The 24873-nt window shown below is 69.6% G+C and carries 24 protein-coding genes; 16 read left to right on the plus strand and 8 right to left on the minus strand.

The window, feature by feature from the left end; translation table 11 throughout:
- Window positions 1-10: 10 nt before the first annotated feature.
- The gene (locus ACN27E_RS19395) at window positions 11-808 is read right to left on the minus strand and encodes a DUF2470 domain-containing protein (RefSeq protein ID WP_422743898.1); all 798 of its coding nucleotides are present in this window, start codon (window positions 806-808) and stop codon (window positions 11-13) included.
- A gap of 119 nt (window positions 809-927) precedes the next feature.
- On the opposite strand from ACN27E_RS19395, the gene pheA reads away from it, so the two are divergent.
- Both pheA and ACN27E_RS19405 read left to right on the plus strand, forming a co-directional pair.
- A complete protein-coding gene (gene pheA / locus ACN27E_RS19400) occupies window positions 928-1854 on the plus strand; it encodes a prephenate dehydratase (protein ID WP_422743900.1) in 927 nt (308 codons plus the stop codon).
- On the plus strand, window positions 1851-2537 hold the full coding sequence (locus ACN27E_RS19405; protein WP_422743902.1) for a histidine phosphatase family protein: 687 nt from the start codon (window positions 1851-1853) through the stop codon (window positions 2535-2537). Before pheA ends, ACN27E_RS19405 begins: the two co-directional genes overlap by 4 nt.
- 4 nt (window positions 2538-2541) lie before the next feature.
- On the opposite strand, the gene ACN27E_RS19410 is transcribed toward ACN27E_RS19405, so the two are convergent.
- The 3 genes from ACN27E_RS19410 to ACN27E_RS19420 are packed head-to-tail and all read right to left on the minus strand — an operon-like array spanning window position 2542 to window position 4582.
- The gene (locus ACN27E_RS19410; protein WP_422743903.1) at window positions 2542-2742 is read right to left on the minus strand and encodes a hypothetical protein; all 201 of its coding nucleotides are present in this window, start codon (window positions 2740-2742) and stop codon (window positions 2542-2544) included.
- Between the two features lie 45 nt (window positions 2743-2787).
- Window positions 2788-3138: a metallopeptidase family protein gene (locus ACN27E_RS19415; protein ID WP_422743905.1), complete on the minus strand. Its 351-nt coding sequence runs from the start codon at window positions 3136-3138 to the stop codon at window positions 2788-2790.
- A 4-nt stretch (window positions 3139-3142) separates the two neighbouring features.
- Entirely contained in the window at window positions 3143-4582 is a 1440-nt protein-coding gene (locus tag ACN27E_RS19420) for a septum formation family protein (protein WP_422743907.1), read from the minus strand.
- A gap of 105 nt (window positions 4583-4687) precedes the next feature.
- On the opposite strand from ACN27E_RS19420, the gene serS reads away from it, so the two are divergent.
- Together serS and ACN27E_RS19430 are read left to right on the plus strand one after the other, a co-directional pair.
- The gene (gene serS, locus ACN27E_RS19425) at window positions 4688-5944 is read left to right on the plus strand and encodes a serine--tRNA ligase (protein ID WP_422743909.1); all 1257 of its coding nucleotides are present in this window, start codon (window positions 4688-4690) and stop codon (window positions 5942-5944) included.
- Entirely contained in the window at window positions 5941-6747 is an 807-nt protein-coding gene (locus ACN27E_RS19430) for a DUF5718 family protein (RefSeq protein ID WP_422743911.1), read from the plus strand. The genes serS and ACN27E_RS19430 overlap by 4 nt, the downstream gene beginning before the upstream one ends.
- Before the next feature lie 13 nt (window positions 6748-6760).
- Here ACN27E_RS19430 and ACN27E_RS19435 read toward each other — a convergent pair whose 3' ends face one another.
- A complete protein-coding gene (locus ACN27E_RS19435; RefSeq protein WP_422743912.1) occupies window positions 6761-7093 on the minus strand; it encodes a hypothetical protein in 333 nt (110 codons plus the stop codon).
- Entirely contained in the window at window positions 7090-8652 is a 1563-nt protein-coding gene (locus ACN27E_RS19440) for a Rieske 2Fe-2S domain-containing protein (protein ID WP_422743913.1), read from the minus strand. The genes ACN27E_RS19435 and ACN27E_RS19440 overlap by 4 nt, the downstream gene beginning before the upstream one ends.
- 104 nt (window positions 8653-8756) lie before the next feature.
- Between ACN27E_RS19440 and ACN27E_RS19445 the strand changes: the two genes are divergently transcribed.
- The 3 genes from ACN27E_RS19445 to ACN27E_RS19455 are packed head-to-tail and all read left to right on the plus strand — an operon-like array spanning window position 8757 to window position 11133.
- Window positions 8757-9542, plus strand: a complete 786-nt coding sequence (locus ACN27E_RS19445) for a lysophospholipid acyltransferase family protein (protein WP_422743915.1) — start codon at window positions 8757-8759, stop codon at window positions 9540-9542.
- A gap of 5 nt (window positions 9543-9547) precedes the next feature.
- A complete protein-coding gene (locus tag ACN27E_RS19450) occupies window positions 9548-10321 on the plus strand; it encodes a lysophospholipid acyltransferase family protein (protein WP_422743916.1) in 774 nt (257 codons plus the stop codon).
- The gene (locus ACN27E_RS19455) at window positions 10318-11133 is read left to right on the plus strand and encodes an HAD family hydrolase (protein ID WP_422743918.1); all 816 of its coding nucleotides are present in this window, start codon (window positions 10318-10320) and stop codon (window positions 11131-11133) included. The genes ACN27E_RS19450 and ACN27E_RS19455 overlap by 4 nt, the downstream gene beginning before the upstream one ends.
- On the opposite strand, the gene ACN27E_RS19460 is transcribed toward ACN27E_RS19455, so the two are convergent.
- Together ACN27E_RS19460 and ACN27E_RS19465 are read right to left on the minus strand one after the other, a co-directional pair.
- Window positions 11134-12774, minus strand: a complete 1641-nt coding sequence (locus ACN27E_RS19460; RefSeq protein WP_422743920.1) for an N-acetylmuramoyl-L-alanine amidase — start codon at window positions 12772-12774, stop codon at window positions 11134-11136.
- Window positions 12775-12899: 125 nt separating this feature from the next.
- Window positions 12900-13829 carry a hypothetical protein gene (locus ACN27E_RS19465; RefSeq protein WP_422743921.1) on the minus strand — a complete coding sequence of 310 codons (930 nt, stop codon included), beginning with the start codon at window positions 13827-13829 and terminating at the stop codon, window positions 12900-12902.
- A gap of 225 nt (window positions 13830-14054) precedes the next feature.
- Here ACN27E_RS19465 and glf point away from each other — a divergent pair, with 225 nt between their 5' ends.
- The 9 genes from glf to ACN27E_RS19510 all read left to right on the plus strand — a co-directional run bounded on the left by glf (window position 14055) and on the right by ACN27E_RS19510 (window position 24803).
- Window positions 14055-15272, plus strand: coding sequence for a UDP-galactopyranose mutase (glf, locus tag ACN27E_RS19470; protein ID WP_422743922.1), 1218 nt, complete (start codon window positions 14055-14057; stop codon window positions 15270-15272).
- 13 nt (window positions 15273-15285) lie between these two features.
- The gene (locus ACN27E_RS19475) at window positions 15286-17214 is read left to right on the plus strand and encodes a glycosyltransferase (protein ID WP_422743924.1); all 1929 of its coding nucleotides are present in this window, start codon (window positions 15286-15288) and stop codon (window positions 17212-17214) included.
- A gap of 3 nt (window positions 17215-17217) precedes the next feature.
- Window positions 17218-17775: a phosphatase PAP2 family protein gene (locus ACN27E_RS19480; RefSeq protein ID WP_422743926.1), complete on the plus strand. Its 558-nt coding sequence runs from the start codon at window positions 17218-17220 to the stop codon at window positions 17773-17775.
- A complete protein-coding gene (locus ACN27E_RS19485; RefSeq protein WP_422743928.1) occupies window positions 17768-18685 on the plus strand; it encodes a decaprenyl-phosphate phosphoribosyltransferase in 918 nt (305 codons plus the stop codon). The genes ACN27E_RS19480 and ACN27E_RS19485 overlap by 8 nt, the downstream gene beginning before the upstream one ends.
- The gene (zomB, locus tag ACN27E_RS19490) at window positions 18663-20651 is read left to right on the plus strand and encodes a flagellar motor control protein ZomB (protein ID WP_422743931.1); all 1989 of its coding nucleotides are present in this window, start codon (window positions 18663-18665) and stop codon (window positions 20649-20651) included. Before ACN27E_RS19485 ends, zomB begins: the two co-directional genes overlap by 23 nt.
- 470 nt (window positions 20652-21121) lie before the next feature.
- Window positions 21122-22183: an esterase family protein gene (locus tag ACN27E_RS19495; RefSeq protein WP_422743932.1), complete on the plus strand. Its 1062-nt coding sequence runs from the start codon at window positions 21122-21124 to the stop codon at window positions 22181-22183.
- Window positions 22184-22339: 156 nt separating this feature from the next.
- Window positions 22340-23227 carry an alpha/beta hydrolase-fold protein gene (locus ACN27E_RS19500; protein ID WP_422749986.1) on the plus strand — a complete coding sequence of 296 codons (888 nt, stop codon included), beginning with the start codon at window positions 22340-22342 and terminating at the stop codon, window positions 23225-23227.
- 64 nt (window positions 23228-23291) lie between these two features.
- Window positions 23292-23786: a hypothetical protein gene (locus tag ACN27E_RS19505; RefSeq protein ID WP_422743933.1), complete on the plus strand. Its 495-nt coding sequence runs from the start codon at window positions 23292-23294 to the stop codon at window positions 23784-23786.
- Between the two features lie 9 nt (window positions 23787-23795).
- Window positions 23796-24803, plus strand: coding sequence for a cutinase family protein (locus ACN27E_RS19510; protein ID WP_422743935.1), 1008 nt, complete (start codon window positions 23796-23798; stop codon window positions 24801-24803).
- Window positions 24804-24873 lie beyond the last annotated feature (70 nt).

Raw genomic sequence — 24873 nt, forward strand, 5'->3', positions numbered from 1 at the left:
CGGCCATACGCTAGCCGCCCGGCTGCTCCAGGCGCCGGGCCCGTAGGCCGTTGATGAAGGGGCAGCCCATCAGTACGCGAATCGCCTGGCTGAGCCCGGTGACGTCGTCGACCGGTTTGGCGAACGGCAGCCGGACGTCGTGATCGCCCTCGGCGGCTTCGACGCGCAACTGCACCCCGTACCGGTCCAGGCCGAGCGGTCGGACCCGGCCGCGGCGCATCGCCGCGGGCAACCGGGCGGCCAACCGTTCGACGACCTCCTGATGCGCCGATTCCATGTGCTGCAGCCAGCACGATTCCATGGCGCAGAACGGATCCGGGCGGGCCTCCAGCAGAGCGCCGACATCGACCGCCTCGGCGCCGGTGGAGTCGGCCACCACGACGGATTCGATCTCCAGGCGCAGCAGCGTGAAGCGGGTGCCGTCACCGCTGTTGACCTGCAGCAGCGCAGGGTTCGGGTCGGTGGTGGCGATCAGGTCGAGCAGTGCGGACACGTCGGCCGCCGGGACCGGGTGCACGCGGCCGCGGATCCACACCAGCGAGCGCACCGGTTCGCGCAGGGCCAGCGGCGCATAGTCGGTCAGCTCGAGCACCGCCTGCACGCCGGCGATGCCGGCGCCGAGCACCATGGCGGGCAGGGGGCCGTCCACCGGCACGGTGACGGCCAACGAGCCGTCGTCGAGCAGATGATGCACGGGGGTGGCGACCGGGTCGATTCCTTCCACCGCGAGCATGGCGCCGCCGCCGCGCGCACACGCGCTGCGGATCCGCTCGGCCGTCGTCGGTGTCAGTGCGGTGGACGTCACCATTGGCGCCGCCTTTCGGTTCGAGATCTCTGTTAGTGAGGTAAGCCTTACTTAACTATGCGCTCGGTGTCGGCGCAAGGCGTTCCCTCGGCCGGCCCGGCGCCAGCCGATAGGGTTGGGGCGTGCCGCGCATCGCCTACCTCGGCCCGGAGGGGACCTTCACCGAGTCGGCGCTGCGGCGGATGATCAGCGGCGGCCTGGTGCCGGGCGGGGGCGAGATGACCGCCGTCCCGACCGAGAGCAATCCGGCCGCGCTGGCCGCCGTGCGCGACGGAACCGTCGACTTCGCGTGCGTACCCATCGAGAACTCGATCGACGGCTCGATCTCTCCGACGCTGGACAGCCTGGCCGCGGGTACGCGGCTGCAGATCTTCGCCGAACTCACCCTCGACGTCGCGTTCAGCATCGTGGTCCGCCCGGACCGCCCGGACCGCACCGGCGACATCGACACCGTCGCGGCCTTTCCCGTCGCCGCCGCGCAGGTGCGTCGATGGCTGGCCGCGCAGCTGCCCGACGCCCGGGTGGTGCCGGCCCACTCCAACGCCGCCGCGGCGGTCGACGTTGCCGAAGGCCGCGCCGACGCCGGTGTGACCACCGCCCTGGCTGCCGAGCGCTACCACCTGCGCAGCCTGGCGGCGGGAGTCGTCGACGAGGCGAACGCCCGCACCCGCTTCGTCCTCGTCGGTGTGCCGGCCCCGCCGCCGGCCCGCACCGGTGTCGACCGCACCTCGGTGGTGCTGCGGGTGCCCAACACCCCGGGCGCCCTGGTCAACGCGATGACCGAGCTGTCGATCCGCGACATCGATCTGACCCGCATCGAGTCCCGGCCCACCCGCACCGAGATGGGCGTCTACGTCTTCTTCCTCGATTTCGTCGGCCATCTCGACGACGACGCGGTCGCCGAGGCACTCAAGGCGCTGCACCGACGTTGTGCAGATGTGCGATATCTGGGTTCCTGGCCGACCGGGGCGCCCGCGGGTGCGGTGCCGCCGGGCGGCGACGACGCGACACGCTGGCTGACCGGACTGCGGCAGGGGGAGGACCGATGAGCGGGCGACTCGTGCTGGTCCGGCACGGCCAGTCCCACGCCAACGTCGAGCGTCGGCTCGACACCCGGCCGCCGGGTGCCGCGCTGACCGACCTCGGCCGCGAACAGGCCCGCAAGGTGCCCGGTGTGCTGACCCATCCACCGACGCTGCTGACCCATTCGTTGGCGTTGCGCGCGGCGCAGACCGCAGGCGAGATCGCCGGTGCGACCGGCCTGGCGCCGCAGGAGTTCGACGGTTTGCACGAGGTGCAGGTCGGATCGCTGGAGATGCGCAACGACGACGACGCGATCGCCGAATTCGAGTCGATCTACCAGCGCTGGCACTCGGGCGACCTGGACGTGCCGATGCCCGGTGGCGAGACCGGTAACGACGTCCTGGACCGGTACGTCCCGGTGCTGACACAGCTCCGGATGCGCCATCTCGACGACGACGACTGGCAGGGTGACATCGTGGTGGTCAGCCACGGCGCAGCCATTCGACTGGTCGCAGCGGTGCTGGCGGGCGTGGACGGCAGCTTCGCGCTGGACCACCACCTGGCCAACACCGAGACCGTGGTGCTCGCCCCGATCACCGACGGGCGCTGGAGCTGTGTGCAGTGGGGTGCGCTGACACCGCCGTTCTACCCCGAACCCGGCGTCGACCCGGTGGGCGACGCGCTGTCGTCCGCCGATCCGATGGGCTGACAGGTCAGATCGCCTCGCGGCGGTCGACGATCGTGATCTCGGCGCAGACGCAACCGACCGCGTCGCAGTCGATGCTGAACGCATGCAGCACCTCGGGGGTGGTGCAGTCGTCCTCGGTGCATTCACTCCGATGGCGGGCGTGGTGGATGACAGTGCCGTGGCAATGTTCCAGCCCGGCCCGGCATTCCCGGCACAGGATGGTCATGGCCCCGTTCTAGCACCTCGCGCCGACAGCACGCGGTTGCCGCGCTCAGGCCCAGCCGAGTTCGTGCAACCGGTCGTCGTCGATGCCGAAGTGGTGGGCGATCTCGTGGATCACGGTGATCGCGACCTCCTCGACAACCTGCTCGTCGCTCTCGCAGACGTCCAACAGCGCGTCGCGGTAGATGGTGATGGTGTCCGGCAGCGATCCGGCGTAGGTGTGATCGCGCTCGGTCAGCGCGATGCCCTCGTAGAGCCCGAGCAGATCGGGTTCGTCTTCGTGCCGATCCGACACCAGGACCACGACGTTGTCGATGGCGGCGGCGAGTTCGGGCGGGATCAGGTCGAGCGCATCGGATACCAGCTCGTCGAACCGCTGTGCGCTCATCCGGACGGGCACCTGCCTACGGACCTGCCGGTGCGGGCGGCGGCGGCAGCAGCGGATCCGCCGGCGGCCCGGGCGGTGGCGGTGGTGCGGGCGCTGCCGGGGGAGGCGGTAACGGTTGAGCCGCGGGCGGTCCGGGCGGGGCGGGCGCCGCCGGGGCGGGCGGGGGACCGTTGAGGAAGGTGTTGCCCTGGCCGGGGGGTGCGCCCTCGGTGGGTGCCGGTGTCTCGGTCGCGGCCGGAGCGGGCGCCGACGACGTCGCGGTGGGCGTCGTGGTGGGCACGGGCACGTGGGGAACGCCCGTCTCCTGGCTCTGGTCGCTGGTGGTGCCGGCGCTCGACTCGTCGCTGAGCTGCGAGGAGCTGTCGACCGCGTCGGGCATCGGGATCGGCGGCAGGTTGAGCCGCTCCTCCGGGATGTCCGGCGGCGGCACCGGCGGCTGCCCGTTGATCTGCAGCGGACCCTTGGCGCTGTTGAGCAGGGTGGACCAGCCGCCGTTGCCCAGTGTCGCGCCGATACTGCACGACACCTGGCGGCTGCCCGCCGACCAGCTCGGCAGCGACACGGTGCTGTAGATGAGCGTCAGTGTGGTGTTGCGCAGCTGGATCGGGGCCAGGTAGGCATCGGTCAGCTTGGTGCAGGTGTCCTTGATGAACGTGTCCTGCTCGGGCTCCGGCGGCAGACCGGCCGGGAAACGCTCGGCGAGGTTGACCGACCCGGTGACCTCCATCGCGTGCGGAGCGGCGCAGTCGACCGGGATGTCGGTCGGCTGGTTGGTGGTCGGGTCGATACCCAGGCAGGTGCCCGCCGGCCACACCTTCGACTGGTCGATGTCGGCGACCTTGCCGGTGAAGGCGATCTGCTGGTTGTTCGGGCCGGGCAACTGCAGACCGCACAGCATGCGGCGTTCGCCGGACTGCCGCCACGCCTTGTCGCCGGACCACAGCATGCTGATGGTGAAGCGGCTGTTGGGGTCGAAGCGCGGGCCGAGATAGCGCCGGACCGCGGCCTGGCACTGTTCCTGGCTGATCTGCTGGATCCGGGCCGGCGACGGCGGTGCGGCGTCGGGGCCGTATTCGCTGCCCGGGAAGGTGCGCATATCGACCGACTGGGCCACTTCGAAGCGGTGCTCCGCGGCGCAGTCGACGATCTCCGCCGAGTCGGGGTCGCGGTCGGGCCAGGTGAGGCAATCGCCGCTCTTGGCGTGGTTGAAGGTGGCGTTGCCGCGGGGGCCCAGCGAGATCGCACTGGCGGCCAGCCCGGAGCCGTCGGCGCCCTGGCTGATCGGCAGCGCGGTGATCACTCCGGCGATCAACAGCCCGCCCAGTGCGGTCAACAGCAGGGCCCGGCGGGTCGATGCGGCCTGCAGGCTGTGCCACCACGGGGCCCGGCCCGCCGGACCGTTGTGGCCGTCGGGTGCCTGGTCGTCGCGTTCGGGTGCCTCGAGCATCGGCTCCATTGTGACAGGCGTGTCGGGCGGTGTGACAAGTGATGCGTTTGTAATGTTATGGGGTTGTGCCAGGCGCCCGGCCCGCGGTGACCGGCCGAAAGTAATGTTGCGGCCGTGATCGACCTCAAGCTGCTGCGCGAAGACCCCGACGCGCTGCGTGCCTCACAGCGGGCCCGCGGCGAGGACCCCGCACTCGTCGACGCCCTCGTGCGCGCCGACACCACGCGCCGGGCCGCCATCTCGGCCGCGGACACCCTGCGGGCCGAACAGAAGGCCGCCAGCAAGCGGGTCGGCAAGGCGTCCCCCGAGGAGCGGCCCGCGCTGCTCGAGGCGGCAAAGAAACTCGCCGAGGACGTCAAAGCCGCCGAGGTCGCCCAGGCCGAGGCGGAGACGGCGTTCACCGCGGCGCATCTGGCCATCTCCAACCTCATCATCGACGGTGTGCCGGCCGGCGGCGAGGACGATTTCGCGGTACTCGACGTGGTCGGCGAACCGCCCGCACTCGAGCACCCCAGGGACCACCTCGAGCTCGGGGAGTCGCTGGGCCTGTTCGACATGGAGCGCGGCGCGAAGGTGTCGGGATCGCGGTTCTACTTCCTCACCGGTGTGGGCGCGCTGCTCCAGCTGGGACTGATGCAGCTCGCCGTCCGGCTGGCCACGCAGAACGGTTTCACCCTGATGATCCCGCCGGTGCTGGTGCGTCCCGAGGTGATGGCGGGCACCGGGTTCCTCGGCGCCCACGCCGACGAGATCTACCGCATCGAGGAGGACGACCTCTATCTGGTCGGTACCTCGGAGGTCCCGCTGGCCGGGTATCACTCCGGCGAGATCCTCGACCTGTCCGACGGGCCGCGCCGCTACGCCGGCTGGTCGTCGTGCTTCCGCCGCGAAGCCGGCAGCTACGGCAAGGACACCCGAGGCATCATTCGGGTGCACCAGTTCGACAAGGTGGAGGGCTTCGTCTACTGCAAGCCCGAGGACGCCGAGAACGAACACCGGCGGCTGCTCGACTGGCAGCGCGAGATGCTCGCTCTGATCGACGTCCCCTATCGCGTGATCGACATCGCCGCAGGCGATCTCGGCGCGTCGGCGGCGCGCAAATTCGACTGCGAGGCCTGGGTGCCCACCCAGCAGACCTATCGGGAGCTGACCTCGACGTCGAACTGTTCGACGTTCCAGGCCCGCCGCCTGGCCACCCGCTACCGCGACGACAACGGCAAACCGCAGATCGCCGCGACGCTCAACGGCACGCTGGCCACCACGCGCTGGCTGGTCGCGATCCTGGAGAACCATCAGCAACCGGACGGCAGTGTCCGGCTGCCCGAAGCACTGGTGCCGTTCGTCGGCACCGGGGTGTTGGAGCCGAAATGAACATCGACCTATCCGACCTGCGCAGCTGGTTCGGTTTCGGCGTGGCCGGCAACTTCGCCGGCCACCTCGAACAAGCCGGGGAGGCAAGCGATTTCGTCAGCGTCGTCGCCGAGACCAACGCGCCGAAGGGCATCTTCCCCTGGTATGTGCCGGGCGACGACGGCTTCCTCGGCGAGTTTCCGCTGTCCAGCGACGCCATCGTGCTCCCCGACAGCGCCGAACCGTTGAACCTGCAGATCGAACCCGAGGTCGCGTTGGCCTGCCGGGTGGACTGGGACGGCGACACCGTGACCCGGTTGCACCCGTTCGCCCTCGGCGCGTTCAACGACTGCTCGATCCGCCGCCCCGGCGCCCCGAAGATCAGCCACAAGAAGAACTGGGGTCCCGCGTCCAAGGGAGTGGCGCCGCACTTCTTCGACATCGACGATCTGACCCCCGACGGTCCGACCGCCACCCTGCGGCTGGCCTGCTTCCTGCGCGATCGCGACGGCAACGAGCACGCGTACGGACTGGACAGTCCCCTGCTCGGCTACTCCTACTACGGAGAGGTGCTGCTGGACTGGGTGGTCGAGCGGCTGGCCAACCAGAAGGGCGCCGAGGGAACGCCGCTCGAGGACGTCGGCGCGCTGATGGCCGGCGCCGGTCACCCGGACCACGTGCTGATCGGCATCGGTGCGACGCGCTACACCGAATTGGGTGAGTCGACCTTTCTGCAGCCCGGCGACGAGGCGATCGTGCGGGTCTATGACACCGAATCCGAGGAGACCTCGGAGCTGCGCCAGCGGGTGTCCGCCCGCGGTTAGCCGGTGCGGCGCTTCACTTCCCGAGGAGCTCGTCGAGCCGGGCGGTGAAGTCGGCCGGATCCGCGGGGGTGAACGCCGGGCGCCAGCGGTTGCCCGGCACGTCCAGGGTGACCAGTGTCGACTTGAACGGCCGGCGGATGTCCAGCGGCAACCAGCGGCGCAGATCCGAGCTGCCCCACATCCGGTAGCGGTGCACGACGTTCAGCGGCTCAGCGGTGTAGCCGCGGACCCTGCTCAACGGGATCACCTTGGCGGTGCCGGAGGGAAAGTGGTAGCGCCGCAACGTGATCGCCAGACGGTCGAGCTGGACCAGCCCGTCGTCGTAGTACTGCCGCGGCGCGCTCACGGCCGCCCGGTGCGCAACTCGTGGCCCTTGGTGGTCAGACACCGGCCGGTGTCCAGATTCCACTGCCAGCCGTGCAGATTGCAGGTCAGGGTGGCGCCTTCGACCACGCCGAATTTCGACAGGTCCGCCTTCAGGTGCGGGCAGCGCCGCTGGAACTGGTAGCCACCCATGTCGATCGACGCGGTGTCGTCGTGCGCCTCGGCGAACCAACCGTCGGCATAGGCGACCCGCTCGTCGGTGAGGCATTTGAAGAAGGTGTACAGGTACTCGTTGTAGCCGCCGACCCGCCAGGCTCTGAACCGGGTGGACAGGAAGATCGTGTTCACCCAGTCCGGTTCGTCGTCGCGCAGCACGGTGCGCACGAGTTCACTGCCGATCTCGAAGCCGTACCGGAATTTCTCGTCCGCGATGGCTTCGCGGACAATGCGTTTCGGAAAGTCGAGGACCACGGTCTCCTGGTGTCCGCGACCGGTCAGCCGCAGTTCGACGGGATAGCCGATACCGTCGCAGATCTGATCGCTCTGCACCATGATCGGCTCGAACAGCGCACGCAGCGGCTCCAGTAGCGGCTCGCCTTCGGCGTGCGCCCAGGCCGCCTTCTCCGCGGCGAGCACCGGGGCCATCCGCTGCGCATAGGCCTCGATGTACTCGGCCTTGCCGGTGGTGAAGATCGCCTCCACCTCGTCCTCGGGCAGCGGGTGCCGGAGCGAATCCAGCTGTGCGCCGGTGAATTCGGCCGTCGTACCGGGGATCATCAGCAAGCCGCCGTCGTGGCCGTGGCGCCTCATCTGGTCCAGGAACACGACCTGGTCCGGGAAGATGTTCGCCGGATCGCCGTGGTCGTCGTTGAGGCCGCGCAGCTCGTCGTCCAGGAAGCACGGCGGCCCGGCCGAGGGAATGACCCAGGTGGCGCCCACCTGCGCGATGTACTGCCGGCAGCGGTCCATCTGCCGTTGCCGCTTCTGGGTGCCGAAGGCCTCCTTGGCGCGCGCCGGCATGTCGTAGACCATCGGATACCAGATGGCACCCGAGTACTGGAGCATGTGGACGTCGATGTCGCCGAAGTCCGCGGCCAGGACGTCGAGGTCGACCGGCCGGGCGTCGTTCATGTTGAACGCCGTGGTGACGCCGTCGGACACCACCAGACCCGAGTCCCCGATCGGGCCGTCGGCGGGCGCGCGCAGCGCGATGATCATCACCTCGAGGTCGCCCTTGGGGCCGCTGACCCGGTGCTTGACCGAGTCGGTGGTCTCGAAGAACCGATGGAAGCCCAACTTCTCCAGCTCCCGGCGCAGATCCGGCACCGGAAAGTCCGGCAGGAGCACCACCGCGTCCTTATTGACGTGCGCGCTCAGGTTGGCCGGATCGAAGTGGTCCTTGTGCAGGTGCGACACGTAGAGGTAGTCCACATCTCCCAGAGCCGCCCAGTCGAGCCCGCTGTTGTCCGGGAACGGGAACCACGAGGCGAAATATGCCGGGTTCACCCAGGGGTCGCACAGGATGCTGCCCGCGGTGGTGTCGATCCGGAAGCCGGCGTGGCCGACGCTTGTGACCTGCACTGTTGCCCCTTCTGCGCGCTGTCGGCGCGGTTGCTTGCGCCCGTCCAGTCTAAGCGCCCGGCGGCCTTGCCCCCGGCCCGTGTGGTGCGCACTACGCTGAGCCTGTGGAACCGGTGTACGGAACAGTCATCCAGCTCGCCCGGCTGGCCTGGCGGATGCAGGGGCTGACCTTCACCGTCACCGGCGTGGAGAACCTGCCAAGGACCGGCGGCGCGGTCGTGGCGATCAACCACACCAGCTACTTCGACTTCACCTTCGCCGGGCTGCCCGCCTACCGGCAGGGGCTGGGCCGCAAGGTCCGGTTCATGGCGAAGAAAGAGGTCTTCGACCACAAGATCACCGGACCCATCATGCGCAGCCTGCGCCACATCGAGGTCGACCGGGACAGCGGTGCCGCATCGTTCGAACACGCCTGTCGCGCGCTCGCGGCCGGCGAGCTGGTCGGCGTCTATCCCGAGGCCACGATCAGCCGCAGCTTCGAGATCAAGGAGTTCAAATCCGGCGCGGCGCGGATGGCCATCGCCGCCGGCGTGCCCATCGTCCCGCACATCGTGTGGGGGGCGCAGCGGATCTGGACCAAGGGCCACCCCAAGAAGCTGCTGCGCCCGAAGGTGCCGATCTCCGTCGCCGTCGGTGAACCCATCGCGCCGACGCTGCCCGCACCGGAGCTGACCGCACTGCTGCACCACCGCATGCAGCACCTGCTCGAACGGGTCCAGGACGCCTACGGTCCGCACCCGCCCGGCGAATTCTGGGTGCCGCATCGGCTCGGCGGCGGTGCGCCGACGCTCGCCGAAGCCAACCGGATGGACCTCGAGGAAGCCGCGGCCAAGGCGGCGGCGCGGGAGGGCCGCCGCCCGGATCCCGGCGCAGCGGACTCCACGGGTTAGCCCCCATGGAGCCGGTTTTTCGTGCGCTGGAGGTCACCGCCGAAGCGGTCACCAGGATCACCGGAACGCGCATCAGCTACCAGGGGCTCGAGCACATTCCCACCGACGGCGGCGCGGTGGTGGCGATCAACCACACCAGCTATGTCGACTGGTTGCCCGCCGCTCTGGCGGTCAAGCACCGCGGCCGCCGGCTGCGGTTCATGATCAAGTCCGAGATGGAGCAGGTGGCCGCGGTCGGGTTCCTGATCCGGCACACCGGCACCATCCCGGTCGACCGGCGAGCGGGTGCCGGGGCCTATGCCGTCGCCGTCGAATCGCTGCGAGCCGGTGAACTGGTCGGGGTGTATCCGGAAGCCACGATCAGCCGCAGCTTCGAGCTCAAGGAGTTCAAGACCGGCGCGGTACGGATGGCCCAGGAGGCCGGCGTGCCGATCGTCCCGCTGATCGTCTGGGGGGCGCAGCGGATCTGGACCAAGGACCATCCGCGGGCGTTGGGCCGCCGAAAGATCCCGATCGCGGTCGAGGTCGGCCCAGCGTTGGCGCCGAGCGGTACCGTCGCCGTGCTGGGAACGGCATTGCGCGAAACGATGACCGCCCTGTTGCACCGGGCGCAGGACGGGTATGACCACCCGGCGGGTGCGTTCTGGGTGCCGCAGCGCCTCGGCGGCGCAGCGCCCACACCGGCCGAGGCCAGGCGCCTCGAGGAAGCCGAGCTGGCCGAACGGGCTCGCCGGCGCACAGGAGAAGGCCCAGAAGGAGAGAGCAGAGCGCCTCGATGACACTTCCCGCGATGATCGCCACGGATGTGGACGGCACGCTGCTCGACGACGACGAGAAGGTATCGCCGCGCACGCGTGCCGCGGTCCACGCCGCCGTCGACGCCGGCGCGCAGTTCGTGTTGGCCACCGGTCGCCCACCGCGCTGGATCGCGCCGGTGGTCGACGCACTGGGGTTGGCCCCGATGGCGGTGTGCGCCAACGGCGCCGTGGTCTACGACCCCGCCACCGACCGGATCGTCTCGGCCCGCACGCTGTCGACCGAGGCGCTGCGCCAGCTCGCCGACATCGCCACCCGCGCCATTCCCGGCGCCGGATTGGCCGTCGAGCGGGTCGGCCGGTCGGCACACGATGCGGCCACCCCGCAGTTCGTCAGCTCACCGGGCTATGAGCATGCGTGGTTGAACCCCGACAACACCGAGGTGTCGCTCGAGGATCTGCTGAGCGCCCCCGCGGTCAAGCTGCTGATCCGCAAGGCCGGCGCGACCAGCGCGGACATGGCTGCCGAGCTGGTCAAACATCTCGGCGCCGAGGGTGACATCACGTATTCGACCAACAACGGGCTCATCGAGGTGGTGCCGCCGGGGATCAGCAAGGCGACCGGGGTGGCCGAGCTGGCCCGGCCCCGCGGGTTACTCGCCGCCGACGTCGTCACCTTCGGCGACATGCCCAACGACATCCCGATGCTGCGCTGGGCCGGACACGGCGTCGCAATGGGCAACGCCCATCCCGAGGCGATCGCCGCCGCCGACGAGGTCACGGCCCGCAACAGTGACGACGGTCTCGCGCGGGTGCTCGAGCGCTGGTGGATGTAGCTAGCTGAGCGGGCTGATCGGTGCGCTGAACCGCTCGAGCTGAACCGGCGGGGTGTGCGAGGACGCCGGCGGGAGTTCCAGGGGGACACCGTCGATGACCCGGGTGACGGTGCCCTTCTCCCGGTCGAAGTTCAGGGTCCCGTGCTGGAAGTTCTGTTTGATCCACAGCGGCTCGTGGATCTCGCCGCTGGTGGGCAGGCCCAGTGCGCCGCGTTCGAAGCCCAGTGATCCCCAGGCGTCGTAGATCGCGCCGGTGAGGGGCGCCGCGCCGCTGACCGGCGACCAGTAGATCGCGCCGCGGTCGAAGCGGACGTAACGGGAGTTGTCCGCGCCGGCGGCCTCGGGGGTGGTCGGGGCGCCCAGCGGGCTGGCCATCCCGCCCAGCTTCGCCCAGCGGTCGTAGATGGCGCCGCCGCGCAACGATTCGGCGAGATCCTCGGGGCCGGGGGGTTTGTTGAAACGGGCCGCGATCGCCCGCAGTTCACCCATCGCCGCATAGGCGGCGTTGCCCGGGCATTCGGTGATGCCGACGTCGCGGTGGGTGAAGATCGACGGCAGCGTCGGCGTCGCGCCCTGCGGGAAGTGGGTGAACGAGCCACCCGCCGACGTCAGGACCACGGTGCCCAGCGGGTCGACGTGGTCGAGGCCGAGGCGCCAGCCCAGTAGCCGCCCGGTGTTGCGCAGCTGCACCGGCGTGGGCGGCACCACCTCGAAGTTGCCCATCATCGCCACACCCCAGGTGTCGGTGTTGAAACCGCCGGTGTGTGAGCCTTCGACCGGCCGGTCCATCCCGCCGGCCCGACCTTCGAACACCTGGCCGTATTTGTCGACCAGGGCGTTGTAGCCGATGTCGCACCAGCCCAGCGTGCGGGTGTGGTACTCGTAGATCGACCGCACCATTCCCGCGGAATCCTCGGGGGCGTAGTCGTTGCTGCCGGCCGTGTGGTGCACGATGCCGGCGCGGACGGCGCGGTCGTACCGGGGGGCGCCGCAGCGCATCGATTCGTCGGCGCCCCACTGTGCCCGGCTGATGATGCGCGGGGGCACACCGGGGGTCATCGCGGCGTTGGGCAACGGCACGCCGTCGACGGGCGCCTGCGGCGGGCTGATCAGGACCGCGTTGAGGTTCTGCGCGATCGGCGCCTCGACGTTGGCCGGGATGTAGCCCAGCTTCGGCTTTCCGTCCGGGGGTGCGGGTCGTCCGCCGCCGCCGGTGGGTGCCGCACCGGCCGGCCGGGTGACCGAGATCTGCACCGTGGTGGTCCGGCCGACGAACACCGGATCGGTGCCGGTGACCGCGCCGGGTGCGGCGCCGGCCCCGTCGCCCGCGCCCTCGAGCGGCTCGGCGTCGTACCAGGGGCCCCAGGAGCCGTCGTCCTTCTTGGCCCGCACCCGCGCCGAGGTCCCGGTCAGGTCGGCCGCGGTCAGCGCCACCATCGCGAACGGAGTGTCCTGATGGATCTCCCGGATGGTCTCGCCGCCGCCGAGTCCCTCGAGGGGTTGTTCGGTCAGCGTGAGGTCCTCGACCGCCGGCTGATCGGCGGCGTCCCCGGAGACACCATCGATCGCCAACGGCAACATGACGATCGTCGCCGCAATGGCGGTGTAGAAGATCGACGGCGCGGGTCGGCGGGACAGCACGGACCGATGTTACGTATGTGTCTTGTGTTACTGGTGTTTCGACACGGTGTGAATTGGGTAGTGGATCGCCGCATGCAACGGCACCGCAGAGCGCAGGGCTTCTGCGGTGCCGTTCGGCAACAGGTCTAGGCGGGGGGCGGAACCGGGATCGGCGGCACGGCGGGGACGGCGCCGGGGGTGGCGGACTTGATGGCGCCGGTGATCGCCGGCATCACGATCCCCTTGAGCAGATCGATCGCCTGACCGGCGCCGAGCTGGTTCGCCGCGCTGGACAGATCGCTGATCAACCCGCCGCTGGGGGCGGCCGCCGGGGAGAGTGCCGCCAGTGACGGATCGCCGAGGATGGGGTACGTGCCCAGCGCCGGGTCGGCGGTCAGCGGTGCCGAGATCGGGATCTCACCGGGTGCGGTCAGCGCCGAATTGGAGATCGGCGCCAGCGCCGGATCCAGGCCCGGGACCGACGGTGCCGTGAGACCCGGTGCGGTGAGGCCGGGCGCGGTGAGCCCCGGATCGGTCAGCCCTGCGGTGTCGCCGAGCGGGCTGGTCAGGCCGGGATTCGTCAGTGCCGGATTGGTCAGCCCGGGATCGGTCAGACCGGGGGCGGTGAGGCCGGGCGCGGTCAGGCCCGGCGCGGTCGCGCTCACCGGCGGCACCGACAGCCCCGGCGCGGTCAGGCCGGGTGTCGTGAGGCCCGGTGCGGTCAGGCCCGGCGGGGTGAGGCCGGGTGCGGTCAGGCCGGGCGGGGTGAGGCCGGGTGCGGTCAGGCCCGGGGTGGCCAGCCCGGGAGTGGTCAGCACGGGCGACGCGGCGGGGGTTCCGCCGAGGATGCCGGTCGGCAGGTTGATGCCGAACTGGGACAGCCCCTGCGACAGCGCGCCGATCAGTTCGCTGGGCAGATCGGTGACCAGCGCGGCCTGGACGAATTCTCGGTGCTGAGGTTCATCGCTCGGGCCGGACAGCTGGGTCACGGCGATCCCGGCGATCGGACTTGCGACGGCCACGGCGGCGAACGCGCTCATGGCTGACGAAGCCTTGGTGCGGCGTCGGTTCGGCACGGAAGTCTCCTCAATACATGGACTACTAGGTGTTCTCGCGGTGGAGATTTCGATACATGTGACGCGCAAGCTCGTCGTTTCCGCTCAGGCGCCGACGTGTTCGATGGTACGGCTGAGACTTCTGGTACTAGAGTGACGATGCACAATCGTGAGCGAATCGCGACCTAGTCGTCCGACCGGCCGCCGGGGTTGCCGGTCGGGCTCACCGGCCCGGGTCGGATACCCTTGCTGCCGATGACCGCTCCAGCTTCCGCCGGTCCATTCGACCTGATCGTGGTCGGCTCCGGCTTCTTCGGCCTGACGATCGCCGAGCGCGTCGCCACTCAACTCGGCAAGCGCGTTCTGGTGGTCGAGCGGCGCGACCACCTCGGCGGCAACGCCTACTCCGAGCCCGAACCGCAGACCGGGATCGAGGTGCACCGCTACGGCGCACACCTGTTCCACACCTCCAACCAGCGGGTGTGGGACTACGTGCGGACGTTCACCGACTTCACCGGCTACCAGCACCGGGTGTTCGCGCTCTATGACGGGCAGGCCTATCAGTTCCCGATGGGGCTGGGGCTGGTCAGCCAGTTCTTCGGGCGCTACTTCACCCCGGACGAGGCGCGCGCGCTGATCGCCGAACAGGCCGCCGAAATCGACACCGCCGAGGCCGCCAACCTGGAGGAGAAGGCGATCTCCCTGATCGGGCGCCCGCTCTACGAGGCGTTCGTCAAGGGTTACACCGCCAAACAGTGGCAGACCGACCCGAAGGAACTGCCCGCCTCGACGATCAACCGGCTCCCGGTCCGGTACACCTTCGACAACCGCTACTTCAACGACACCTACGAGGGGCTGCCCGTCGAGGGATACACCCGGTGGCTGGAGAACATGGCCGCCGACGACCGCATCGAGGTGCGGTTGAGCACCGACTGGTTCGACGTGCGCGACGCCCTTCGCGCCGAATCCCCCGACGCGCCGGTGGTGTACACCGGCCCGCTGGACCGCTATTTCGACTACGTCGACGGGCGGCTCGGCTGGCGCACGCTGGACTTCGAACTGGAAGTCCTGGACACCGGGGATTTTCAAGGCACCCCCGTCATGAACTACAACGACGCCGATGTCCCGTACACGCGCATTCACGAGTTCCGGCACTTCCACCCCGAACGCGCCTATCCGACCGACAAGACCGTGATCATGCGCGAGTTCTCCCGGTTCGCCGACGCCGACGACGAGCCCTACTATCCGATCAACACCGAGTCCGACCGCGCGCTGCTGGCGGCCTACCGTGCCCGGGCCAAGGCCGAGACGGAATCGGCCAATGTGCTCTTCGGGGGCCGGCTGGGCACCTACCAGTACCTCGACATGCACATGGCGATCGCCAGCGCGCTGAACATGTACGACAACACGCTGGCGCCGCATCTGCGCGACGGAGCCGCGCTGACGCCGCCCCGAGACGACTGAGAAGGCACCACAGATGAGTGAAATCCCCACCGGAGCGCTGGACGCCGGCGAATCGCGCGCGGTCAGCCTGCTCTCGCGCGTGATCCTGCCCCGCCCGGGCGAACCGCTCGACGTGCGCAAGCTCTATATAGAGGAATCGGAGACCAACGCGCGTCGCGCCCACGCGCCCTCGCGGACCACCCTGGAGATCGGATCGGACTCCGAGGTCTCCTTCGCCACCTACTTCAACGCCTTCCCGGCCAGCTACTGGCGGCGCTGGTCGACGCTGGACGCGGTGGTGCTGCGGGTCGAACTCACCGGCAACGCGCGGGTGGACGTGTACCGCACCAAGGCGACCGGAGCCCGCATCACCGTCGGCGGCAGCGAGGCGTCCGGCACCGCCGAGCGCCCCGGTGTCGTCGAGTTCGAGATCGACCTCGGCCCGTTCGAGGACGGCGGCTGGATCTGGTTCGACATCACCACCGACACCGAGGTCACCGTCCGCAGTGCCGGCTGGTACGCCGGTGAGCCCGCCCCCGGGCGGGCGAACATCGCGGTCGGCATCCCGACGTTCAACCGGCCTGCCGACTGTGTCAACGCGCTCGCCGCACTCACGTCGGACCCGCTGGTCGACGAGGTGGTCGGCGCGGTCATCGTCTCCGACCAGGGCACCAAGAAGGCCAAGGACCATCCCGACTTCCCGGCCGCCGCGGCCGCACTCGGTGACCGGCTGCGGATCCACGACCAGCCCAACCTGGGCGGGTCCGGTGGCTACAGCCGGGTCATGTACGAGGCGCTGAAGAACACCGACTGCGAGCAGATCCTGTTCATGGACGACGACATCCGCGTCGAACCGGACTCGATCCTGCGCGCGCTGGCCATGAACCGCTTCGCCAAGCGGCCGACGCTGGTCGGCGGGCAGATGCTCAACCTGCAGGAGCCCTCCCACCTGCACATCATGGCCGAGGTGGTGAACCAGGAGAACTTCATGTGGACCGCGGCGCCGAACGCGGAGTACGACCACGATTTCGCCAAGTACCCGCTGTCCGACGACGCTGAGCGCAGCAAGCTGCTGCACCGCCGCATCGACGCCGACTACAACGGCTGGTGGATGTGCATGATCCCGCGCCAGGTCGCCGAGGAGCTGGGCCAGCCGCTGCCGCTGTTCATCAAGTGGGACGACGCCGACTACGGGTTGCGCGCCGCCGAACACGGTTACGGCACGGTCACCCTGCCCGGTGCGGCGATCTGGCACATGGCGTGGAGCGACAAGGACGACGCCATCGACTGGCAGGCCTATTTCCATCTGCGCAACCGGCTCGTCGTCGCGGCCATGCACTGGGACGGCCAGGTGGGCGGTCTGCTCGCCTCGTCGGTCAAGGCCACGCTCAAACACCTGCTGTGCCTGGAGTACTCGACCGTCGCGATCCAGACCAAGGCGATGGCCGACTTCCTCGGCGGACCCGAGCACATCTTCTCCATCCTGGAGAGCGCACTGCCCGAGGTGCGCAAGATGCGCGAGCAGTATCCGGATGCCGTCGTGCTGCCCGGCGCCACCGCGCTGCCGCCCCCCTCGGAGAAACGTCGTAAGAACACCCGGCTGGTCACCTCGCCACCGCGGATCGCGCTGCGGCTGGTCCGGGGGGTGGCCCATCAGCTCAAGAAGGAGAACCCGGCACACCACGAGCGGCCCCAGCTCAACGTCGCCACCCAGGACGCCCGCTGGTTCCTGCTCTGCAAGGTCGACGGCGTCACCGTGACCACCGCCGACGGCCGCGGTGTGGTGTACCGCCAACGCGACCGCGCGAAGATGTTCGCCCTGCTGAAGGACTCGATGCGCCAGCACGTCCGGCTGGCCCGCAAGTTCAACCGGATGCGACGCGTCTACCGGGACGCGCTGCCGGTGCTGTCGAGTACGCAGAAATGGGAGACCGTCCTGCTCTCCCCGCACGAGGTCCGATGACCGATGAGTGATCAGCCGCGCGGCGAAGATGCCGCGCTGGTGGCGGTGCAGGCCGCCCTGACCGGACGTTCCGGAGTGCTGACCGGCGCGCGTGCGCTGTCGCATTTCGGTGAGCACAGCGCGGGCTGGCTGGCGGTCGCCGCGGTGGGCGCCGCGCTGGACCGGGACCGACGCCGGGAATGGGTGACCGCCGGGGTGGGGGCGTTCGCCGCGCACGCGGCCGCCGTGGTGATCAAGCGGGTGGTGCGCCGCGAGCGGCCCCGGCATCCGGACATCGTGGTCGGGGTGGGAACGCCCAGCCGGTTGTCGTTCCCGTCGGCGCACGCCACCTCCACCACCGCCGCCGCGCTGCTGCTCGGCCGCATCACCGGCCTCCCGCTGCCCGCGGCGCTGGTGCCGCCGATGGTGCTGTCGCGTCTGGTCCTGGGGGTGCACTACCCCAGCGACGTGCTCACCGGAGTCGTGGTCGGTGCGGCCGTGGCCCAGGCGACCGCGGCGATCTCCGACGGCCTGGCTGCGCGGCCGGCCGCCCGGCGTGGGAGACACTGTTCCGGTGAGTGAGGAAGCCGCACCCGTCACGGGTCCGCCGCGCAGCCTGCCGGCCGGAATCGTCAAGGCGCTGCGCCCGCGTCAGTGGGTGAAGAACGTCCTGGTGTTCCTGGCGCCGGTGGTGGCGCTCGGCGATGAGCGTTTCAGCTACGACTACCGCACCGTCCTGGTCAAGGTGCTGCTGGCGTTCGTGGTGTTCTGCCTCGCCGCCTCGTCGATCTACCTGGTCAACGATGCGCGCGACGTGGAGGCCGACCGTCAGCACCCGACCAAGCGGTTCCGGCCCATCGCGGCCGGTGTGGTGCCCGAGAATCTGGCCTACGGGATGGCCGTCGCGCTCGGCGCACTCTCGCTGGTGGTGTCCTGGCTGGTGACTCCCGACTTGGCGTTGGTGATGGCCGTCTACATCGCGGTCCAGCTGGCGTACTGCTTCGGCCTCAAGCACCAGGCCGTCCTGGACATCTGCATCGTGTCCTCGGGCTTCCTGATCCGGGCGATCGCCGGCGGTGTGGCGGCAGGGATCCCGCTGTCGCAGTGGTTCCTGCTGGTGATGGCGTTCGGGTCGCTGTTCATGGCGGCCGGTAAGCGCTACGCCGAATTGCAGCTCGCCGAACGCACCGGCGCCAAGATCCGCAAATCGCTGGAGAGTTACACCACCAGCTATCTGCGCTTCGTGTGGACGCTGTCGGCGACCGCGATGGTCGTCTGTTACAGCCTGTGGGCGTTCGAGCGGGACGGCGCCAACGCCGGCTGGTTCGCCGTGACCATCATTCCGACCACGGTCGCGGTACTGCGCTACGCGGTCGACGTCGACGGCGGTATGGCCGGCGAACCGGAGGAGATCGCCCTGCGCGACCGGGTGCTGCAGCTGCTGGCGGTGGCATGGATCGGGACCATCGGTGCCGCCGTCTTCTTCGGCTGACCGACGGCGACTGCCCGGGCTGTCGCGCGAAGCCACGACGCGGTTGAGCCTGTGGGTCGGCGTGGTCGTGGTGGCCGTGCTGTTCGGCTGGGGTGCGTGGCAGCGCCGCTGGATCGCCGACGACGGTCTGATCGTGCTGCGCACCGTGCGCAATCTGCTGGCCGGCAACGGGCCGGTCTTCAACGCCGGTGAGCGCGTCGAGGCCAACACCTCGACGGTGTGGTCCTACCTCGTCACGGTCGGCGCCTGGATCGGCGGCTCCGTGCAACTGGAGTACGTGGCGCTGACCTTCGCGCTGGTGCTGTCCGTCCTCGGGGTGGTGCTGGCGATGCTCGGCACCGCCCGGCTGTACGCGCCGAGCCTGCACGGCCGGCGCGCCCTGCTGCTGCCCGCCGGGGTGCTCGTGTACATCGCGGTACCGCCGGCCCGCGACTTCGCCACCTCCGGGCTGGAGAACGGTCTGGTGCTGACCTATCTCGGTGGGCTGTGGTGGATGATGGTGCGCTGGTCGCAGGCGCTGCGCGAGTATCCCGGTGACGCCTACCGGTCACCGGTCAGCCGGCGGTTCGCCACGGCACTGGCGTTCGTCTCCGGGATGAGCGTGCTGGTACGCCCCGAACTGGCGCTGATCGGCGGACTGGCGCTGGTGATGCAGCTGGTCGCGGCCCGTACCTGGCGCCGCCGGCTGCTGATCGTGGTCGCCGGCGGACTGGTCCCGGTGGCGTACCAGATCTTCCGGATGGGCTACTACGGGCTGATCGTGCCCGGGACCGCGGTCGCCAAGGACGCCTCGGGTGCTAAGTGGTCGCAGGGGTTCGCGTATCTGACCAACTTCGTCGAACCGTACGCGCTGTGGCTGCCGCTGGTCCTGGTCGCCGCCCTCGGCGCGGTCCTGCTGTTCATGCGCAGCCGGCCGGGCCGGTCCGGCTGGGTGCGGCACCGCTCGGCGCCCGGGTACAGCCGGCTCGCCCGCGCCGTGCAGAGCCCGCCGGCGGTGGTGGCCTTCATGCTGCTCAGCGGCGTCCTACAGGCCGTCTACTGGGTGCGTCAGGGCGGCGACTTCATGCACGGCCGGGTGTTGCTCACCCCGTTGTTCTGTCTGCTGCTCCCGGTGGCCGTCATCCCGGTGGCGCTGCCCGACGGTGCCCGGTTGCAGCGGGGGACGGGCTATCTGCTGGCCGGGGCGACCAGCGCGGTCTGGCTGGCGGTGGCCGGGTGGTCGCTGTGGGCGGCCAACTCGCCCGGTATGGGTGCCGACGCCACCCGGGTCACCGACAGCGGCATCGTCGACGAGCGGCGGTTCTACGCCCAGGCCACCGGACATGCGCATCCGCTGACCGCCGCCGACTATCTGGACTATCCGCGGATGCGGGCGATGCTGGTGGCGCTGGACAACACCCCCGACGGGGCGCTGCTGCTGCCGGCGGGCAACTACGACATGTGGGACGTGGTGCCCGCGGTGCCGCCGCCCCCCGACGCCCCGCCCAATTGGGTGGGTCCGCACACAGTCTTCTTCACCAACCTCGGCATGGTCAGCATGAACGTCGGCCTCGACGTCCGGGTGATCGACCAGATCGGGCTGGCCAATCCGTTGGCGGCGCACACCCGTCGACTGGAGAACGGCCGCATCGGTCACGACAAGAATCTCTTCCCGGACTGGGCGGTGGCCGAGGGGCCGTTCCTCAAGACCGAGGAGTATCTGCCGGTGTATCTCGACCAGGAGTGGGTGGCCCAGGCCGAAGCGGCGCTGGAGTGCCCGGCCACCGAGGCCATGCTCACCTCGGTGCGAGCCCCGATGGGTCCGCGCAGGTTCCTGTCGAATCTGCTGCATGCCTACGAACTGACGCAGTACCGCATCGACCGGGTGCCCCGCTATGAACTGATCCGCTGCGGACTGCCCATCCCCGCACCCGTCGACCAGGACGCGCCTCCGGAGTACACCGGCCTGCCGGCGACCGGCCCGTGAGGCGGCGGATGTAACGGTCGGGATCGCCCGGTCGATATCCCCGGCAGGTGTGTCCCCACACCGCGGTGAACGCTGTCCGAACAACGGTGGAGGAGTGCGAATGCTTAGCACGACTGCCGTTGCGCCGACGCACCAACACGCTGTGATGTGCGCCACGCCCAAAAGCGTCACATCTCTTTTCGGGCACGGTCTGCGGGCGTGCGGGCCGAGGCGTCGGACCACGGCACCGACGGCGGTGTCACCACCGGTTTTCCCCGCGGGCCTGCGGGTCCGCGGGTTTCGGGGCGTCCGCGAGGGCAGGCTCCGCGATCCCGACAGACCGTCAAGATCAACGCCGTCGAGACGGTCTCGGGCCTCCTGCTGGAAAGAACGATCACATATTCGTGTGGTTGACTACACGAGCAACGTGGCCCGGTCCCCGCTCGACCGGCGACCGGCTGCGGCTCACGACAGATGGGATAGGTAGGGGTATGAGTTTCGTTGGGAAGATGCGCGACGCGGTGAGAACCATGCCGCGCCGGCTCACGATGGGCGCCATGGCCATGGTCACGGCGACTGCCGTGCTGCCCGGGCTGGTGGGCGTCACGGGGGGCTCGGCGACCGCCGGTGCGTTCTCGCGTCCCGGCCTTCCGGTCGAGTACCTGATGGTTCCGTCGGCCGGTATGGGCCGCGACATCAAGGTGCAGTTCCAGAGCGGCGGACCCAACTCGCCCGGTGTCTACCTGCTCGACGGCCTGCGCGCCCAGGACGACTTCAACGGCTGGGACATCAACACCGCGGCGTTCGAGTGGTACCTCGACTCCGGCCTGTCGGTGGTCATGCCCGTCGGTGGCCAGTCCAGCTTCTACGCGGACTGGTACAAGCCGGCCTGCGGCAAGGCCGGTTGCACCACCTACAAGTGGGAGACCTTCCTGACCTCCGAGCTGCCCGCCTATCTGGCGTCGCAGCGCGGCGTGAACTCCAGCCGCACCGCCGCCGTCGGTTTGTCGATGGCCGGTTCGGCCGCGCTGACCCTGGCGATCTACTACCCGCAGCAGTTCCAGTACGCGGCGTCGCTGTCGGGCTTCCTGAACCTGTCCGAGGGCTGGTGGCCCATGCTGGTCGGCCTGTCGATGGGTGACGCCGGCGGCTACAAGTCCGAGGACATGTGGGGTCCGTCGAGCGATCCGGCGTGGAAGCGCAACGACCCGATGGTCAACATCGACCGCCTCGTCGCGAACAACACCCGCATCTGGATCTTCTGCGGCAACGGCAAGCCGGGCGACATCAACGGCCAGGTCGCGGGCGACAACTTCAACGCCAAGTTCCTCGAGGGCTTCACCCTGCGGACCAACGAGACCTTCCAGGAGAAGTACATCGCCGCGGGCGGTAAGAACGGCGTGTTCAACTTCCCGGCCGCCGGTACCCACAGCTGGGAGTACTGGGGCCAGCAGCTCCAGCAGATGAAGCCGGACATCCAGCGCGTGCTGGGTGCCACCCCGCAGCCGTCCCCGGCCCCGCCGGGTGCGCCTGCTCCGGCGCCGGCTGGCTGACCGAAGTAGAACGAAACGCTGACGGCGGCGATCCCCTCGGGGTCGCCGCCGTCGGCCGTTGCGGGGTCCGTTTCGAACCCGTCCCGTCGGGCGGGTGTGATTCACTTCCTACGGGATCGGGTGAAGGCGAATCGCAACCTGAAGAGGGTGGAGATGATGATGCGTGGGTTGTTGCGGGCGATCGTGACGGTGGCCCTGGCCGCCGGGTTGTGGTCGGTCACCGAGGTATCCGCCGCAAAGGCCGACCCGGTCGAATACCTGATGGTGCCCTCGGCCGCGATGGGCCGCGCCATCCCGGTCGCCTTCCAGGGCGGCGGTCCGCATGCGGTGTTCCTGCTCGACGCCTTCAACGCCGCGCCCGACGTCAGCAACTGGGTGACCGCGGGTAACGCCATGGGCACCTTCGCCGGCACGGGTGTGTCGGTCGCCGCTCCGGCCGGCGGTGCGTGGAGCCTCTACACCAACTGGGAACAGGACGGCAGCCGCCAGTGGGAGACCTTCCTGTCCAGCGAGCTGCCGGACTGGCTGGCCGCCAACAAAGGCCTCTCACCAGGCGGTCACGGCATCGTCGGCGCCGCCCAGGGCGGCACCGGCGCCCTGATGATGGCGACCTTCCATCCCGACCGGTTCCGCTACGCGGGGTCCATGTCGGGCTTCCTCACCCCCTCGGCGACCGCCATGAACGGCGCCATCACCGCCGGGCTGATGCGCTTCGGCGGGGTGGACACCCGCAACATGTGGGGTCTGCCGCAACTCGGCCGCTGGAAGTGGCACGACCCCGACGTGCACATCCAGCTGCTCGCCAACAACAACACCCGGCTGTGGATCTACAGCCCGTCGACCACCAACTGCGTCGACCCGGCGGCAATGATCGGCTACTGCGACCAGGCCCAGGGCAGTGCCCGCGCCTTCTATGCGCACTACCGCGCGATCGGCGGTAGTAACGGCCACTTCGATTTCCCGGCTTCCGGGGAGCACGGCTGGGGAAGCTGGGCCCCGCAGCTGGCCGCCCTGTCCGGCGAGCTGGTGACCGCGATCCGGTAGGCGGCGCGCCATTTCGCGAAGTCGCTGCCTCGGAGCAGCTTTGGGCAGCCGGTACCGTGGTGTGGTGCAATATGCGGCCCTGACGGTGTGGCGGGCGGGTCCCGCCCGCCGTCGTCTCCGTCGAGGGGTCGGCGCCGCGCTGCTGGCCGCGTTCGCGCTGGCGGCGGCCGCCTGCGCCGACGGCAGTCAGGAGGCGTTGCGCACGGCCGACACATTGGCACCCGAACCGCCGGTGCGGCCCGGGGACCTGCCCGAGGCGCCCGAGGCATCGGATACCGCGGGCTCCCTGCGCGTCACCCGTGAGCAGCGCGTCTATCTCGACGAGCTGGCCGCCGCCGGGGTGGCGTCGACCAGTCAGCTGCAGGCACTGACCATCGGCTCCTCGGTCTGCCAGGCCCGCGCCGCCCAGCAGTCCGATCAAGCGGTGTGGGACTTCATCCTGCCGCTGGTGCGCAGCGACGTGCGTGCGGTCCGTCCGCCGACGGCGGCCGTCACCAGGGGTGAGGTCGACACGGCGACGGCCGACTACATTCGCATCGCAACCGAACGACTCTGCTAGCAGGAGAATATGGCGAACAACAGCCGACGAAAGCGTCACCGCATCCTCGCCCTGGCCGCGGCCGGGGCGATGGTCTTGGTGGTGGTGCTGGTGGTGGCCATCATCGTGGTGGTCATGCGCCGGCCCGACACGCCGCAGACCGCCCTGCCGCCGACGGCCGTACCGCCGACCAGCGGACCCGCGACCGGCAAGCCGCGCCCGGAGTTCCAGGACGCCAGCTGCCCCGACGTGCAACTGCTGTCCATCCCGGGCACCTGGGAGTCCTCACCGCAGCTCGACCCGTTCAACCCGACCCAGTTTCCCATCGCGCTGCTGCTGGGCGTCACCAATCCGCTGCGCGCCGAGTTCGACAATGCGCGCTTGGAGATCTACACGGTCCCCTACACCGCCCAGTTCCACAACCCGTTCTCCGCCGACAAGCAGATGTCCTACAACGACAGCCGCTCGGAGGGCACCCAGGCGGCGGTCAAGGCACTGACGGATATGAACAACCGCTGCCCGCTGACCAGCTATGTGATCATCGGGTTCTCCCAGGGCGCGGTGATCGCCGGCGACCTGGCCAGCGACATCGGCAACGGTCGCGGCCCCATCGACCAGGATCTGGTGCTCGGTGTCACCGCGATCGCCGACGGCCGCCGACAGACCGGCGTCGGACAGGACATCGGACCCAACCCGCCCGGGGTGGGTGCGGAGATCACGCTGGCCGAGGTGCCGACCCTGTCGACGCTCGGCCTGACCATGACCGGCCCCCGGCCCGGCGGCTTCGGTCAGCTCAACGACCGCACCAACGAGATCTGCGCGCCCGGCGATCTGATCTGCGCGGCGCCGCAGTCGGCGTTCTCGATCGTCAACCTGCCCCAGACGCTGGAGACCCTGGCCGGCGGTGCCGGCCAGCCCATTCACGCGATGTACGCCACACCGCAGTTCTGGAATCTGGACGGGCAGTCCGCGACGCAGTGGACCCTGAACTGGGCACGGAATCTGATCGAGAACGCGCCGCAACCAAAACATGGTTGACACGTGACCAAGATGATTTGGCCAGCGCCGGATCCGCGCATTACATTAAGAGAAAACTAAGACTGAATTA

The sequence above is a fragment of the Mycobacterium sp. WMMD1722 genome (assembly GCF_049315205.1).
GTDB lineage: Bacteria > Actinomycetota > Actinomycetes > Mycobacteriales > Mycobacteriaceae > Mycobacterium.

Excerpts from the sequence above, each read along its gene's own strand:
- ACN27E_RS19395 (WP_422743898.1), bottom strand. The coding sequence starts at position 808 with ATGGTGACGTCCACCGCACTGACACCGACGACGGCCGAGCGGATCCGC.
- ACN27E_RS19405 (WP_422743902.1), top strand. The coding sequence starts at position 1,851 with ATGAGCGGGCGACTCGTGCTGGTCCGGCACGGCCAGTCCCACGCCAAC.
- ACN27E_RS19410 (WP_422743903.1), bottom strand. The coding sequence starts at position 2,742 with ATGACCATCCTGTGCCGGGAATGCCGGGCCGGGCTGGAACATTGCCAC.
- ACN27E_RS19420 (WP_422743907.1), bottom strand. The coding sequence starts at position 4,582 with ATGGAGCCGATGCTCGAGGCACCCGAACGCGACGACCAGGCACCCGAC.
- ACN27E_RS19430 (WP_422743911.1), top strand. The coding sequence starts at position 5,941 with ATGAACATCGACCTATCCGACCTGCGCAGCTGGTTCGGTTTCGGCGTG.
- ACN27E_RS19450 (WP_422743916.1), top strand. The coding sequence starts at position 9,548 with ATGGAGCCGGTTTTTCGTGCGCTGGAGGTCACCGCCGAAGCGGTCACC.
- ACN27E_RS19455 (WP_422743918.1), top strand. The coding sequence starts at position 10,318 with ATGACACTTCCCGCGATGATCGCCACGGATGTGGACGGCACGCTGCTC.
- ACN27E_RS19475 (WP_422743924.1), top strand. The coding sequence starts at position 15,286 with ATGAGTGAAATCCCCACCGGAGCGCTGGACGCCGGCGAATCGCGCGCG.
- ACN27E_RS19480 (WP_422743926.1), top strand. The coding sequence starts at position 17,218 with ATGAGTGATCAGCCGCGCGGCGAAGATGCCGCGCTGGTGGCGGTGCAG.
- ACN27E_RS19495 (WP_422743932.1), top strand. The coding sequence starts at position 21,122 with ATGAGTTTCGTTGGGAAGATGCGCGACGCGGTGAGAACCATGCCGCGC.
- ACN27E_RS19500 (WP_422749986.1), top strand. The coding sequence starts at position 22,340 with ATGATGCGTGGGTTGTTGCGGGCGATCGTGACGGTGGCCCTGGCCGCC.
- ACN27E_RS19510 (WP_422743935.1), top strand. The coding sequence starts at position 23,796 with ATGGCGAACAACAGCCGACGAAAGCGTCACCGCATCCTCGCCCTGGCC.